The sequence below is a fragment of the Williamsia sp. D3 genome (genome assembly GCF_000506245.1).
In the GTDB taxonomy this organism is placed as follows: Bacteria; Actinomycetota; Actinomycetes; order Mycobacteriales; family Mycobacteriaceae; genus Williamsia; species Williamsia muralis.
The window spans coordinates 111237-126002 of sequence record NZ_AYTE01000047.1 but is presented as its reverse complement, the minus strand read 5'-3'; the positions used below and the strand labels follow the sequence as shown (position 1 = coordinate 126002).

The following is a 14766-nucleotide window of genomic DNA, read 5'->3' as shown; positions in this document are numbered from 1 at the left end:
GCGGTCGCGCGTAGTGACTGTAACGACGGGAGACAACACGAGCAGGAAGCGCCGAGGCGACACCGGGCAGACGAAAGTCGTTGACCTGCTCTATTTCCGGGCCAGGAGTTAAAATCCGGCAGATTTTATGGATCACGCCAATCGAGTGGCTCACCATGCGTAGATGACCCGACTACGCAGCACGATGTCCTGCACCGAACGGCGCCGTCTGTCCACGGCAACCCACAGCAGGCCGATCGGGAAGGTGGTGTAGAACATGGCACGTAACAAAGCGCGAACCGGACCGAGCCGGCCACCCCTGCGGTTGACCACCTCGAGGCCCATCGCAACCGAACCCACTGTGCGGCCCGACACCGTCCAGCAACCTGCGAGGTAGGCAACCGCGACCACATACGTCGCCACTCCGGAGAACAGCACGTTCGGGTTTGGTGTCTCAAAGTTCCCGCTGGTGAACAACAGTCCGAGCAGCAGTGCCCCCAGGTACAAGATTCCGAGGATCGCGGCGACTGTCGCGACATCGAGGACCGCGGCCACACCACGACTGACGATGCCGGCGATCCTGCTCTCGAACTCGTCCCTGCCCGTGTGGTGGGGTTCGGCGACCTCACGCGACTTCTCGGTCATCCCCTGTCCGCCGGGACGTCGGTGGCGGTGCCGGACCGCTCGCCAGGCTTGTCGGGGACACGTCGGTGCACCTCGATGATCACCTCGGCCGAGGGCGGTGTTCCGTTCAGGGAGCCGGCGTCGGGATGCCGGCCGTTCCGGGCCGGCGGCTCGACCGGGCGGGCAGCGCGCTTGCCATCGTGACGTCCGAGCAGTCGTCCGACAACCCCTGCCACCACGTCGTCGGCGCGTGCCCCCTGTGTCCGGACGTCTTCGAGCACACCGGTTGTCAACGTGGTGGTCGAGTCACGAACGATCGCTTGGAGATCGACCCCGTCGATGATCTGATTCGCCAGTTCGATGAGATCGAGACGCCCGATGATCGCGTCGACGTCGATCTTCGCGGCGACCGCGTCGATGTCCACGCCGGCAACGGCACGGTCGAGGTCGACGGTTTCGATGATCCTGTCGATGTCCACGCGGTCGAGAATCGCGTCGATGTCGATCCGGGCCGCGATGCGATCCACGTCGATCCCCACGGCGATCCGATTGAGGTCCACGTGGCCACGCACCAGTTCGGTGAGGTCAATCTCGACGACCAGGGCATCGATCACCTCACGGATGATCACCTTGAGCGACGAACGCGCGACCACGATGGCCGCAGCGAGCGCGCGTTCACCCAGCGCGACAACATCTTCGGTGCGCCTTTGCAGCACACCGCCGACCACCGGGACACGCACCGCAAGGGAGTAGGCCGAGCCCGCCGTTCTCAGCAATCCGTCCAGCAGTGGTCCACCGGTCATGCGCGCGCTTCTTTCACTCGCCGTGACTGAGAACACTACTCGCCGGGCACGCCGCCGAACCCCCGAACTTATGGGGTTGTTCGCGTGCCCTCCTGGATGGTCGTCGACCGGCCGCACCGGATGGGAGTGCAAACAGCACAAAGCGCCGGCCCCCTTTCGAGGACCGGCGCTTCGTGTTCTGTCTGCTTACAGGCTCTTGTAGAGCTCGCGTGCGAGTTCGGCGGTTTCGGACGGCGTCTTGCCGACCTTCACCCCGGCCGCCTCGAGTGCGTCCTGCTTGGCCTGAGCGGTTCCCGAGCTGCCGGAGACGATGGCGCCGGCATGGCCCATGGTCTTGCCTTCGGGAGCGGTGAAGCCCGCGACGTACCCGACGACAGGCTTGGAGACGTTGGCCTTGATGTAATCGGCCGCCCGCTCCTCCGCGTCGCCGCCGATCTCACCGATCATCACGATGACCTTGGTGTCGGGGTCCTTCTCGAACGCCTCGATGGCGTCGATGTGCGTGGTGCCGATGACCGGGTCACCGCCGATGCCGATTGCGGTGGAGAAGCCGATGTCACGCAACTCGTACATCATCTGGTAGGTCAGCGTTCCGGACTTGGAGACCAGACCGATGGGCCCGGTGCCCGCGATGTTCGCCGGGGTGATGCCCACGAGCGACTCGCCGGGGGTGATGATGCCGGGGCAGTTCGGACCGATGATCCGGGTCTTGTTGCCCTTCTCCACGTTGTAGGCCCACGCGTATGCGCTGTCCTGCACCGGGATGCCCTCGGTGATGACCACGAGCAGAGGGATCTCCGCATCGATGGCCTCGATGATCGCGTCCTTGGCGAACTTCGGCGGCACGAAAGCGATCGACACGTCGGCGCCGGTCTTCTCGATGGCCTCGGACACGGTGCCGAACACGGGCAGCTCCACGCCCCCGTCATGGCTGACGGTGGTGCCGGCCTTGCGGGCGTTGACGCCACCGACGACCTTGGTGCCTGCTTTGAGCATCAGAGCGGTGTGCTTGGTGCCCTCACCACCGGTGATGCCCTGAACGATGACCTTGGAATCTTTGTTCAGAAAAATCGACATTGATCTGCTGCTCCTACTTGCTCGCCAGTTCGGCGGCCTTGTCGGCGCCACTGTCCATGGTCTCGGCGAGCGTCACCAGAGGATGATTGGCGTCGGCGAGGATCTTGCGGCCTTCTTCGACCTTGTTGCCGTCGAGACGCACAACCAGAGGCTTGTTGGCATCATCGCCGAGCTTCTTCAGCGCACCGACGATGCCGTTGGCGACCGCGTCACACGCGGTGATGCCACCGAATACGTTCACGAAAACACTCTTGACCTGCTCGTCGCCCAAGATGACGTCGAGTCCGGCGGCCATCACCTCGGCCGAGGCGCCGCCACCGATGTCGAGGAAGTTCGCCGGCTTGACGCCGTTGTGCTTCTCTCCGGCGTATGCGACCACGTCGAGCGTGGACATGACCAGTCCGGCACCGTTGCCGATGATGCCGACCTGTCCGTCGAGCTTGACGTAGTTGAGGTCGTTCTCTTTTGCCTTGAGTTCGAGCGGGTCGGTCGCGTCCTTGTCTTCGAACGCCTCGTGGCCGGGCTGGCGGAAATCAGCGTTGGCGTCGAGGGTGACCTTGCCGTCGAGAGCGAGGATCTGATCGTCAGGCGTACGGACGAGCGGGTTGACCTCCACCAGGAGAGCGTCCTCGTTGATGAAGACCTCCCACAGCTTCTGGATCGTCACGGCTGCTGCGTCGAGCACCTCGGCGGGCAGCTTGCCTGCCTCGGCGATGCTGCGCGCGAACGCGAGGTCGACACCCTTGACGGCGTCGACGGGGATCTTGGCGAGTGCGTCGGGGTTCTCCTCGGCGGTCACCTCGATCTCGACGCCACCTTCGACCGAGCACATCGCCAGGTAGGTGCGGTTGGTGCGGTCGAGCAGGAAGGAGATGTAGTACTCCTCGGCGATGTCGCTGGCCTCGGCGACCAGCAACTTCTTGACGACGTGGCCCTTGATGTCGAGGCCGAGAATCGATTCGGCATTCGCGACGGCCTCATCGACGTTTGCCGAGTACTTGACGCCGCCGGCCTTGCCGCGGCCACCGACCTTCACCTGTGCCTTGACCATCACGGGCTTGCCGATTTCTTCGGCAATCTGACGCGCGCCGTCGACCGTGTCGGTTACACGGCCGGCCGAGGTCGGCACCTCGTGCTTGGCGAAGAGCTCCTTCGCCTGGTATTCGAAGAGATCCATTCAGCTCACCATCTCGTAGGTTTGTCCGCTGTTGGTGTTGCGAACACAGCGACCTTAGCGCCGCGCCGAACAGCCACGATCACTACTCCCTACAGCATGTGCCACAGATCACTCGGGGTGCTACCTGTTACCGCTCACCGGTCGCCGATCGCGCCGACCTGCGACGCAGCCGTGAACAGCACCTAAACGCATCTGTGATGCGCCTCACAACATCACAGCAATTCTCGCGTCCGGTTGCGGTCGTCGCAATCATTTCGTTACCGTTCCTGAGGTCAGAAGGTCACGGATCCGTCACATCGAGTTTCCGTACCGCCTGCGCGGATCACATTCATCGGCGCGGGCCAGTTGTCAGAAAGGCTCAAGCTGTTGGTAGTTCGCGATTCGATCACCGGCGATGTTGCGCATTCGCGCACTTCGGCTCGGACCATCGACGGCGAACGACCCGGCGACCCGCACGACAACTCCATCACGTCGATCATTCCCATCGATGACTTCGGTCTCGAGGAGTACGCCGACGGACCGCTGACCCAGTGGCGCAACGCCAGCGTTGACGGCGGCCGTGGCCGGGCCGGTGCCCGCCGATTCGACCGCGATGCCTATGACGCCCCGCGCCCGGCCGAGATCACGCAAGACATCATCGTCGCCGAGGTCGAACTCGACGAGATTCTCCATGATCATCCTTTCGAGGTCCATGGCGCCGAGTTCGATGATTTTGCACCCGCAGCCGATGAGACGTCGTGGTCGCCGCAGAAACAGACTTCCCCGCGCCGCAGTGGCGGTAAACACCGCATCGCCGCGCCGCCGCAGGCCCTCAAGGGACGTGCAGCGCTGATGGCTGTTGCAGCCGGTGCTGCCGTCGCCGCCGCCACAGGTCAGTTCGCACAGCCTGCTGCCGAGCCCACCAAGTCCGCAGCTCCTACGCCCGTGGTGAACCCGATCAGCACAGACGAGAGTCTTGCCGCCGGAATCGCCGCCGCGCCCGCACCGGCCAACATGGACACCTTCACCGAGCAGCTGGCTGTCGGCCAGGAACTCGCTGAAGCAGCGCATGCGCAGGACGAAGCCGCGCGCATCCCCCTGTTCGCTGCCCCCATCCCGGCTGGCGCGTACACCTTCACCTCGACGTACGCGAACCGCTGGGGTTCGTTCCACGGTGGCATCGACCTCGCCGCGCCCCTGGGCACTCCCATCCACGCCGTCACCGACGGCGTCGTGATCGAGGCCGGGCCCGCTTCCGGGTACGGCAACTGGGTACAGATCCAGGCGGAAGACGGCACGGTCACCATGTATGGGCACATGTCCGCAGGCGGCGTGCTCGTCAAGAAGGGCGACAAGATCATCGCCGGCCAGAAGATCGCCGAAGTCGGCAGCGAAGGCTTCTCCACCGGCCCCCACCTCCACTTCGAGGTGTGGAAGAACGGAACCATGAAGATCGACCCAGCTCCATGGCTCGCGGCCCACGGCATCAGCCTGGCCTCCTACACCGGAAGCTGAGCTTCTCTCCCTGTTACGTCGGAGCGCAAGTGTGCGCTCAAACCCGTCGATGCGGTGTCTGTAGACCGAGCGTGGGCCAGTAACCCGAGCGCCCGCGCAACCCCGCTCGGGAAACTCGTAGACGCGGTATCTGTAGACCGAGCAGGCACAAGTATTGCGAGCGCTCCCCGAGCCCGCTCGCGAAACTCGTCAAAGCGATGCCCGTAGACCGAGCGTGGGCCAGTAACCCGAGCGCTCACCAACCCCCCGGCACCGTACCCACAGCTCCCGTGAACGATTGCGCCACAACAGCTTTCGACGTAACCGCCGACCGAGTACCTACTCGGTTACAGCTTTTCGACGGGCAGACCACCCAGTGACATGAGGGTGATCCGTCCGGCGCTGCCGAAGTCGAAGGTGACGCGCTCGGTGGGGCCGGCTCCTTCTTTGCCCACCACCTTGCCCATCCCGTACTTGGGATGGGTCACCCGGTCGCCAACGGTCACGTGAACCTGCTTGTTGCGACCACGGGTCGGCGAGCCGAACGACTCCTGGCGCCGCGAACCCGGCCCGAATGAACGGCCACCGAATCCACGACCCTCACCGAAACCGCGGCCGTTGTCGCCGTAGTCCCGGCCACCGTCGCTGGTCATGCGCCCCATCCCACGCCGCGGCTCGGTGCGTCGCCAATCGATGAGATGCTGCGGGATCTCTTGCAGGAAGCGCGATTCGGGGTTCTGCATCGGCGATCCCCACGCCGAGCGGACCATCGCCCGGCTCAGGTACAGCCGTTTGCGGGCGCGGGTGATGCCGACGTATGCAAGCCTGCGTTCTTCCGACAACTCGGCTGGGTCACCGAGAGCCCGCATGTGCGGGAACTGACCGTCTTCCCAACCGGTGACGAAAACGACGGGGAACTCCAGACCCTTCGCCGTGTGCAACGTCATCAACGTCACCACGCCGTCCTCGTCATCGGGCACCTGGTCGGCGTCAGCCACAAGAGCCACACGTTCGAGGAAGGCCGCCAACGACCCCGGCTCCGGCTCACCGTCGTCGGGTGTCAGACCGTCGTCGTCGCCGTTGTCCAGTTGCGTCTCCGGCGGTTCGGCAGCCGCGGCTTCTGCACTGAACTCCCTTGCCACCGAGATCAATTCGTTGATGTTGTCGAGTCGGGCGCCGTCTTGCGGATCCGATGAGCCCTCGAGCTCGTCCCGATATCCGGTGCGTTCGACGATCGCCTCGACCAGTTCGCCGATGTCGCCGGCCTCGCTACCCGCATCGACTGCCGCCACGTCGGCGCCGTCGGACCCGGCCGCGCCGAAACTCGCGAGGAAGTCGTTCCGCAGGCCCTCGATGAGTTCGATGAACCCGGAGATCTGTTTGGTGGCACGGGTGTTGAGCAACGGCACCTTGCCTTCGGCCCCATCGATCAGCGCCTGGTAAAAACTGATGCCGGCGTTCTCCGAGTGGACGGCCACGCAGGCTTCCGCGCGGTCCCCGATGCCACGACGGGGAGTGTTCAGGATGCGACGCAGACTGACCTGGTCGTCCGGATTGGCGACCACCCGTAGGTACGCCACGACGTCCCGGACTTCTTTGCGCTCATAGAACCGGACCCCACCGACCACCTTGTAGGGGATCCCGAGCCGGATGAACACTTCTTCCAGCGCACGCGAGGCGGTGTTGGTGCGATAGAAGGCCGCGACGTCCGAGTACCGGAACTCGCCCGTGTCGGTGAGGGCGTCGATCTCCCGGGCGATGAACTGGGCCTCGTCGTGCTCGTTGTCGGCGACGTAGCCGACGATCAGTTCGCCGTCACCGGAATCGGTCCACAACTTCTTCTCGCGTCGGCCCGCGTTGCGGGAGATCACCGCGTTGGCGGCCGACAGGATGGTCTGTGTGGATCGGTAATTCTGTTCCAGCAGAATGGTTTCGGTGTCCGGGAAGTCGCGCTCGAACTCTTCGATGTTGCGGATGGTGGCACCGCGGAAGGCATAAATCGATTGATCGGCATCACCCACCACACACAATTCCGAAGGGCTCACGTTTCCGACGCTTCCCGTTCCGACCATCTCCCGCACCAGCACGTACTGCGCATGGTTGGTGTCCTGGTATTCGTCGACCAAGACGTGCCGGAATCGGCGCCGGTAGTACTCCGCGACCTCCGGATGAGCCTGCAGCACACCGACCGTCTCACCGATCAGATCGTCGAAGTCGAAAGCGTTCGCGGCGCGCAGGCGCTGCTGGTACTGCCGGTAGATCTGGGCGATCGTCTGCGCGGCCGGCTCCCCGCTCTCCTCGGCGGCCGCGGCCGCACCGTCCGGATCCACCAGTTCGTTCTTGAAGTTGGATATCGCGATCCCGACCCCTCGGGGGCTGAACTTCTTGGGGTCGAGGTCCAGGTCGCGCACGATCATGCCGAGCAACCGGCGCGAGTCGTCCGCGTCGTAGATCGAGAAGTTGGAGTTCATCCCGGTCAGCAGGGACGCCTGGGCGCGCAGGATTCGCACGCAGGTGGAGTGAAAAGTGCTGACCCACATCCGCAGAGCCCGGGGACCGACCAGATCGACCACTCGTTCGCGCATCTCGGCGGCGGCTTTGTTGGTGAAGGTGATCGCGAGTACCTGGCCGGGACTGACGTCGCGCTCGGCGAGCAGGTACGCGATCCGGCGGGTGAGCACCGCGGTCTTGCCCGACCCGGCGCCGGCGACGATCAGCAGCGGTGACCCCGCATGGAGCACCGCAGCCCTCTGTTGGGGGTTGAGCCCATCGAGCAGCTCAACAGCACGCCGCGAGGGCGTACGGGTGTTTTCCTGCAGGTTTCCAGTGGCCAGACCCGGCAGCGACGGATTGGGAGCAGCGCTTTTCATCGTCTTACAAAGTTACCCGCTCGCCCCGACAACTCACGCCACCGAACCACCTGTCGGCCCGCCTGGGTAGCATCGCCTCGACTGATGGTCAGTGGTCGCGGGCGTCTCGATGGGAGGCCACCCGCGGCGGGGGTTTCGGGCGGGGGCTCATGCGTAGCAGAACTGTGGCCGGTGCGGCTTTGGCGGCGGCTCTCTTGGGGCTGGTGGTGGTCCTGGTGGCGATCTTTCTACCCCGGACCACCGATGGCTCCGCGTCGGCACCTGCTCCGATAGTCGTGCAGAAGAGCCTCACCGAGGCTGCCGGCCGATTCGCAGCCCACCCTGGCGCGAAATACACCGGGTCGGTGTCCTCCGACCGCGACAAGATCAATCTCGACGAGGTCGTGGTGTCGGCCGCGGGCGACCTGTCCGGGCGGATCAAGGTCGGCGGCGAGGCCGCCGAGATCATCGGCGTGAACGGCCAGACCTTCGCCAAGGGTTCCGCCGGGTTCTGGAAAGGCCAACTCGAAGACACCCCGAAGATCAATTACGAAGGAGTCGCGACCGGGTGGGCGCAGCTCGACCCGGCCGTGTTCCCCGATCTGGGCCGTCTGCTGGCACCGCCGAACCTGGCCGGTGCCGTGGCGGGCGACGACAAACTCTTCGACCTCACGGCGCATGGTCCTGCGAACGGACTGATCGGAACACCTGACGTCCGGTACCGGCCGGCGGGGCTGCCTGCGGTGGTCGCCGAGAGCGACTCGGTCGTGCTGGCCGGGGACTCGCTCCGCATCACCACGCAGGATGACGGCGGCATCTCGTCGGTCAGCGGCCCGCTCCCGGCCGGCGGCGGCAACGTGTTCGACGTCGACCTGCAGGCCCAGAAAGCCGGACCCAACGAGGTCGGCCGGGTGTACGACACCATCGGCGAGCAGACCGCCGCCCTGACTCATGTGCCGGCCCCCTACATCCGTCCCGATTTCGCCGCCAGCGGCTTCCGGCTGTCCGTCTCGCCGTGCAGCCCGCCTGTCTGCGAATACATCGTCACCTACGTGGCTTCCACCCCGTCGCCCACCGGTCCAGGGTCGGCCACTGTCGTCGGCAACATGACGCTCACCCTCAACGGCCGTCCCGTCGGCGGGACCTGCGCCCATACCGTCACCGTTCCACTCAACGGCCGTACCGAGTCGCGCTGCCCGTTCACTGTCCCGAACGAGGACGGCACGCTCAAAGGCGACGTCACCTATGTGTTCACCACCTTCCTGGATCAGGATCGTGGTGCGTTCGAGAACGCGCTCAGCGCCAACAAGAAGGCGGCGACCACCGGCGCTGTGGGCACATGGAAACCAGCGGGATTCAAGGAGACTCGGCAGGCGCGTGACCACAGCAGGCAGGTCACCGGCGTCCCGTCCACATTCGTCTACGAGGTGAACGAGTACGCGTTCGATGGCCGGGCGTCCGACGGCACCCTGTTGATGACATTCGGCCCGGGCTACGCCGACAACATCGGCGGCGACGGACTTCTCGGCTCCGATTGGGAAGGCACCGAGGTGCTCCTCGAGAATGCGGATCAGCAGCTCGAGGCAGCGGGTTCGACACCTGTCCGCTGGGTGTTCGCCGAACCGGAGGCCGCCGAGGCCGTCGGGAAAACCCTCCAGTCACAAGGGGTTCGAGGTATCACGACCGTCGCGGTGCAGACGGGCTGACGGATTGACGGGCTGACTGCGTACGAACCCGATCAGGGCGCACGCACGAGTTCGCCGACGCGGCCTTGGCCCACATGCAGTTGCAGGCCCGGCGTCACGGGACGCAACTGAACCTCAAAACCAGACCCCTCGACCTGAACGAACACGGTGTGCAGACCTGCCTTCACGGGCACCTCGAGCGACGAGTCCTCGGCCAGACCGATCCGCACGGTTCCGTCGGTGTTGGCGCAGTAAGGAAGCGCCACCACCCAGGTCCAGTCGAGCAGCGGACCGTTCAGGGGGATCGATGACGGCCCGGTGATCTCGGGTCGATCGCATGCCCCGGCGCCTTCGCCGAAGGTTCTCGCGGCAGTCACGTCGCCCGCCACGAGGTGGCCCTGGTCGTCGAGGACCTGCAGTTTGTCGGTCCACGGGCCGAAAGTGGGTCGCTGGTCGAGCGCAGCAAAGACCTTGCCCACCTGATTGTCGGGGTAGGTCACCGGCAGGATCACCAGCAGTGGGAGGGCATGGTCCAACATTCGTGTTCCGGCCGCTTGCGCCAGCGACGCTCGCGCGTTGGCCATGTACTCCTCGGTCGGGCTCGAGTTCCATTCGTCGGCGAATTCGGCGGTCGAGACCAACGAGCTACCGATGTAGGCGACACCGACCACGGCGGCGGCAATTGTCGCTGACCGGGCCGGAAGGGCAGTGCTGCGCCGAGAGTGATCAGCTGCACCGGCCGAGGAGCGTCGACGTCGAGGAGCCGACACCAGCAGCGCCATCGCGACCGTGATCACCAAGGCGGTGTCCGGCAGATACCGCAGTGTCTGCGCCAACTCGAGGGAGGTGAACTCGCTTGTCCGGCTCCAGAACAGCGGGATCTGCAACACGACGACGTAAGCGAACACCGCAACCAGGACCAGGGCCGCGCCGCGCCTGGCCCAGAGGACATAGGCGACCGCCGCGATCAGGACCACCCAGCCGGCCGCGATCATCCAGTCCTGAGGTTGGGCCATCGGCGGACTCGGCAACCAGCGGGTCCAGAACCACGGCCCTCCCACTCCGGCGGGCACCAGGCCCCGGTTGATCGACCGCCACGTGAGCGACATCGCCTGGCCGATCGAATGCCCGTCGGCGATGGACGTGGAGGCGAAGTACACGACCGTCCATGCGGCGGCGACTGCTGCCATCGCGATCCACAATTCGCGAGCCGCAGTCCATGCCGTACGGATGGGGCGCATGAGCCCGGGCCCCTCGGCCGACGAATTGACGTGAACCCACAGCACCGCGGCGACCGCGGCAACCGGCAAAATCAGCAGCGATTTCTCGAAGAACGCCAGCGCCACCACGAACACCACCAGCGATCGGATGATGACCCGGCGGCGATCGGCAACCTGCCCGCGACAGAGCTGCACCACGTCGGTCACCACCACCGCCATCGCGAATTGCAGTGGCAGTGTGTTGAGACCCGCCGCCCACCACGTGTAGGCCGGCACGGTCATCGGGGTGAACAGGAAGAACACCAGCGGCACCAACAGAATCGGGCGGACGCGACCTGCGATCACCACCACCATCCGCAGCACGGCCAGCGACACCGCGAGCTGACCGACCACCAGGGTGATCGCAGGCATCGCCCAGTTCAGCGGGCTCAGTTCGGTGATCACCCCGGCCACGAGGAATGCCCCGGGCATGAGATGCCCGTCGTGATCCTGCATCAGGTAGGACCATGACCAGATCGACTCGGTCGATGCGCGGCCGATCAGGATCAGGTCATCCCAGTAGAAGTATCCGCGCGCGACGAGCCATGTCCGGATCACGGTCTGGACGGCGATCAGAGCGAGGGCAACCCACACGACCGTCCGCGCAGAAGGCTTGACGGTCAGCACCTGGTGGGCCGTCCGATACCTGAGGTCCCCAGTCGTCGATTCACCGGACCACTCTTACCAGCGCCCCGATACTGCGTGGCACACTTGGCTGCGTGACTGCTGACCAGCCGATTGATTTGTCCGGCTTCGATTTGGGCTCTGACGTGGGCGACCTTCCGGAGAGCATCGACGACCTGCGCGCCGAGATCGATCGTGTCGACGCCATCATCCTGGCCGCGATCAAGCGGCGTACCGCGGTGTCCAAGCGTATCGGCCAGGCGCGGATGGCGTCCGGCGGCACCCGTCTGGTGCACAGCCGCGAGATGAAGGTGCTCGAACGCTTCAGCGAGCTGGGCCAAGAGGGTCACACGCTGGCGATGATGCTGCTCCGGCTGGGCCGGGGACCACTCGGCCGATAGCCCTACCCTGCCCGTCACCCGGGTGGCGGAGTTTTACCCACGCCGATCAAAAGTGTGGCCCGGCCTCCGGGTTGCTTGCAGGATTGGCGACTTGATCCAAACGCGCACGCACATGGTGGGATGAATATGCCTGAGAACGTTCTGTTGATCCATTGGCATGACCTCGGTCGCCATCTCGCCTGCTACGGAGCCGAGGGTGTCGAGAGCCCGACGATGGACGCGCTGGCAGAGGACGGCATCCGGTTCACCAACGCCCATTCCACCGCGCCGCTGTGCTCCCCTGCCCGGGGCTCGTTGTTCACCGGCCGGTACCCACATTCCAACGGCCTCGCCGGGTTGGCGCACCATGGCTTCGAGTATCACGACGACGTGCAGACCCTCCCACAGGTGCTGGGCGACAAAGGCTGGCGCACAGTGTTGTTCGGCATGCAGCACGAGTCGAGCGACCCCACCCGGCTCGGCTTCGACGAACTCGACGTCTCCGATTCCGAATGCGACTACGTGGTGGCGCAGTCTCAGGAGTGGTTACGTGACCTCGCCGGCGACCCCGAACGTGCGTCGGCTCCGTTCCTGCTGACGGCCGGTTTCTTCGAGACCCACCGGCCTTATCCGCCGGACGAGTACAAGCACGCCGACCCCAAGAGCATCGTGGTCCCCGATTTCCTGCCCGATGCGCGGCCGGTACGCGAAGATCTGGCAGGCCTGCACGGCTCGATCACCAAGGCGGATGCGGCGGTGGGCCGGCTTCTCGACACGGTGGCCGAATTGGGGCTCGACCGCACCACATGGATCGTGTTCATCACCGACCACGGACTGGCGTTCCCGCGGGCAAAATCCACCCTCTATTCCGAGGGCACCGGCGTTGCGCTGATCATCCGTCCGCCGTCGGCTCGGGGCATCGAGCCGTTCGTGTACGACGATCTCTTCAGCGGTGTCGATCTCACGCCGACCGTGCTCGAACTCGTCGGTGTCGACGTTCCCGAGGCCGTCGAGGGGTTCTCTCACGCCGCCCCGATCGCTGCGGGTGAGATCGCCTCGGTACGGACCGAGGTGTTCACCGAGAAGACCTACCACGACAATTTCGACCCGATCCGGGCCGTTCGCACCGACCGGTTCTCCTACATCGAGAACTATGCGAGTCGCCCTGCGCTGAGCCTCCCACTCGACATCCGCGACAGCCCGTCGGCACGGGCTCTCGACGGGTCGCAGGACCTGCCCCGCGCGCCGAGGGAACTGTACGACCTGACCACCGACCCTCTCGAGCTGAACAACCTGATCGACGATCCCGAATTGTCCGATGTTGTGGCCGACCTGTCCGGGCGGTTGACCAGGTGGCGCACCGAAACCGGTGACGATCTCCCGTCAGAGACCGACGGGAACTCGATCGCACACGACTTCATGACCCGCTACCAGCGCCAGCTCGACAAGGTCGACGTCGACCACGCCGACCGCTCGTTGCCGTCGCGTCGCACCCGGGCCGAAGAGCGCGAGCTCCGCAACGTCCCGACCCGGCACACCCAACACAGTCACTGACGAAGTTCCCGGCACCTGCCGGGAACAATCCACCACGGCCCCGTCTCTTATCTCCGAATGCAGCAAACGAGCTGCAGCACCGGAAGATTCACTCCCCCGAGAAAAGAGACCGCCATGGAAAGCCAGTACTTCGACACCGACTACAACGGCATCGTCGACACCATCGTCACCGACACGAACGGCGACGGTTACGTCGACGTCCAGGAGTGGGACACCAACGCCGACGGCTGGGCCGATGAGGCCGAGTACGACTACAACTACGACGGCTATGTCGACGAGTACGCCTCCGACACCGACTACGACGGTTTCTACGACGTGGTGATCGCGGCCTGACCGCCATCACGCAGGCCGGGTCACTTCAGCAGTGAGGTGACCCGGTTTCGTCGTTTGCACAGCTCAGACGTCCTGATCGTCAGGTTGCTCATCGTCGGTTCACAGCCGCTTACCAGGTTCGGCGCGCAAAATTGTCTTCACCAGCGCCACACCGACCAGAGCAGGTACGACGATGATTGCCTCCGCAACCCTCTTCGGTCTCGACACCGATATAGCGGTGTCGGTCACCGACCCCAACTGTCTCGACCGCGCCGTGCGGCACACCCGGTCGCTCGCTCGGCGACTCGACGAGACGATCAACCGCGGGTTCGCGAGCGCCGAGATCATCGCACTCGACCTGGCCGACGGAGAACCGGTGATGGTCTCGTCGCTGCTCGATCAGGTCATCATCGAAGCCCTGTTCTACGACGACCTCACCGACGGCGCCACGCAAGCGGTCCTGGGACCGGCGACGGGTTCACCCGTCCCGCCATGGCATCGGGTGAACATCGGCGGCGCGGCGACCACAATTCCTGCCGGCCTGAGACTGGACCTGATGGCGACCGGCCGGGCTTTCCTGGCTGATCATGCCGCCGAGGTGCTCGCCCGGGAGCTCGGCTGCGGTGTCCTCATCCGGGTCGGCGCTGTCGCCGCCACGGCCGGCGAGGCACCATCCGGCGGACGGGGCACCGACGAACCCTGGACCGTCGACATCGACGGCGTGCGCATCCCGCTCTGTGCCGGGCAGGCAACGGCAAGATTCGGTGACAGACGTGGCGCCGCCGGGCAGATGACGATCGTCGCCGGCAGTGCGGCCATGGCCCACGCCGCAGGGCTCTACGTTGTACAGGCACCCGCCGACCCTTCGCCATGGCTTCGTGATCATGCCGCAGCGATCATCGGCGATGAAGACGGAAACGCACACGCGCGCCCGTACGGCGGACTTCCGGTGGCCGCAGCGTGATCGGTG

At 65.2% G+C, this 14766-nt stretch carries 12 protein-coding genes; 6 read left to right on the top strand and 6 right to left on the bottom strand.

The annotated features are described in order from the left end of the window. Positions 1-150: 150 nt before the first annotated feature. The 4 genes from W823_RS53860 to sucC all read right to left on the bottom strand — a co-directional run bounded on the left by W823_RS53860 (position 151) and on the right by sucC (position 3660). The gene (locus tag W823_RS53860) at positions 151-624 is read right to left on the bottom strand and encodes an RDD family protein (protein ID WP_023962687.1); all 474 of its coding nucleotides are present in this window, start codon (positions 622-624) and stop codon (positions 151-153) included. After that, positions 621-1406, bottom strand: coding sequence for a hypothetical protein (locus W823_RS0130890; RefSeq protein WP_023962685.1), 786 nt, complete (start codon positions 1404-1406; stop codon positions 621-623). The genes W823_RS53860 and W823_RS0130890 overlap by 4 nt, the downstream gene beginning before the upstream one ends. Before the next feature lie 186 nt (positions 1407-1592). Continuing rightward, positions 1593-2483, bottom strand: coding sequence for a succinate--CoA ligase subunit alpha (gene sucD, locus W823_RS53855; protein ID WP_023962683.1), 891 nt, complete (start codon positions 2481-2483; stop codon positions 1593-1595). Between the two features lie 13 nt (positions 2484-2496). Beyond that, entirely contained in the window at positions 2497-3660 is a 1164-nt protein-coding gene (gene sucC / locus W823_RS53850) for an ADP-forming succinate--CoA ligase subunit beta (RefSeq protein WP_023962681.1), read from the bottom strand. 366 nt (positions 3661-4026) lie between these two features. Here sucC and W823_RS53845 point away from each other — a divergent pair, with 366 nt between their 5' ends. After that, positions 4027-5154, top strand: coding sequence for a M23 family metallopeptidase (locus tag W823_RS53845; RefSeq protein ID WP_038254589.1), 1128 nt, complete (start codon positions 4027-4029; stop codon positions 5152-5154). Positions 5155-5480: 326 nt separating this feature from the next. Here the strand turns inward: W823_RS53845 and W823_RS53840 are convergent, their stop codons facing one another. Then, complete coding sequence (locus W823_RS53840; RefSeq protein WP_023962677.1) at positions 5481-8003, bottom strand: UvrD-helicase domain-containing protein; 2523 nt, start codon at positions 8001-8003, stop codon at positions 5481-5483. 149 nt (positions 8004-8152) lie between these two features. Between W823_RS53840 and W823_RS53835 the strand changes: the two genes are divergently transcribed. Continuing rightward, positions 8153-9688, top strand: coding sequence for a hypothetical protein (locus W823_RS53835; protein ID WP_152538191.1), 1536 nt, complete (start codon positions 8153-8155; stop codon positions 9686-9688). Positions 9689-9720: 32 nt separating this feature from the next. Here the strand turns inward: W823_RS53835 and W823_RS53830 are convergent, their stop codons facing one another. Further along, positions 9721-11553 (bottom strand): hypothetical protein, encoded by a 1833-nt coding sequence (locus W823_RS53830; RefSeq protein WP_023962672.1) that lies wholly within the window; start codon positions 11551-11553, stop codon positions 9721-9723. A gap of 92 nt (positions 11554-11645) precedes the next feature. Between W823_RS53830 and W823_RS53825 the strand changes: the two genes are divergently transcribed. The 4 genes from W823_RS53825 to W823_RS56945 all read left to right on the top strand — a co-directional run bounded on the left by W823_RS53825 (position 11646) and on the right by W823_RS56945 (position 14760). Next, positions 11646-11951, top strand: coding sequence for a chorismate mutase (locus tag W823_RS53825; protein ID WP_023962670.1), 306 nt, complete (start codon positions 11646-11648; stop codon positions 11949-11951). Between the two features lie 126 nt (positions 11952-12077). Further along, positions 12078-13484: a sulfatase gene (locus W823_RS53820; RefSeq protein WP_023962668.1), complete on the top strand. Its 1407-nt coding sequence runs from the start codon at positions 12078-12080 to the stop codon at positions 13482-13484. A 114-nt stretch (positions 13485-13598) separates the two neighbouring features. Beyond that, entirely contained in the window at positions 13599-13817 is a 219-nt protein-coding gene (locus W823_RS53815) for a hypothetical protein (protein ID WP_023962665.1), read from the top strand. A gap of 172 nt (positions 13818-13989) precedes the next feature. Beyond that, positions 13990-14760, top strand: a complete 771-nt coding sequence (locus tag W823_RS56945) for an FAD:protein FMN transferase (RefSeq protein ID WP_023962663.1) — start codon at positions 13990-13992, stop codon at positions 14758-14760. The last annotated feature ends 6 nt before the right edge of the window (positions 14761-14766 follow it).

Bases quoted from the DNA above. Each gene is read 5' to 3' on its own strand.
- W823_RS53860 (WP_023962687.1), bottom strand. From the start codon at position 624: ATGACCGAGAAGTCGCGTGAGGTCGCCGAACCCCACCACACGGGCAGG.
- W823_RS0130890 (WP_023962685.1), bottom strand. From the start codon at position 1,406: ATGACCGGTGGACCACTGCTGGACGGATTGCTGAGAACGGCGGGCTCG.
- sucD (WP_023962683.1), bottom strand. From the start codon at position 2,483: ATGTCGATTTTTCTGAACAAAGATTCCAAGGTCATCGTTCAGGGCATC.
- sucC (WP_023962681.1), bottom strand. From the start codon at position 3,660: ATGGATCTCTTCGAATACCAGGCGAAGGAGCTCTTCGCCAAGCACGAG.
- W823_RS53840 (WP_023962677.1), bottom strand. From the start codon at position 8,003: ATGAAAAGCGCTGCTCCCAATCCGTCGCTGCCGGGTCTGGCCACTGGA.
- W823_RS53835 (WP_152538191.1), top strand. From the start codon at position 8,153: ATGCGTAGCAGAACTGTGGCCGGTGCGGCTTTGGCGGCGGCTCTCTTG.
- W823_RS53820 (WP_023962668.1), top strand. From the start codon at position 12,078: ATGCCTGAGAACGTTCTGTTGATCCATTGGCATGACCTCGGTCGCCAT.
- W823_RS53815 (WP_023962665.1), top strand. From the start codon at position 13,599: ATGGAAAGCCAGTACTTCGACACCGACTACAACGGCATCGTCGACACC.
- W823_RS56945 (WP_023962663.1), top strand. From the start codon at position 13,990: ATGATTGCCTCCGCAACCCTCTTCGGTCTCGACACCGATATAGCGGTG.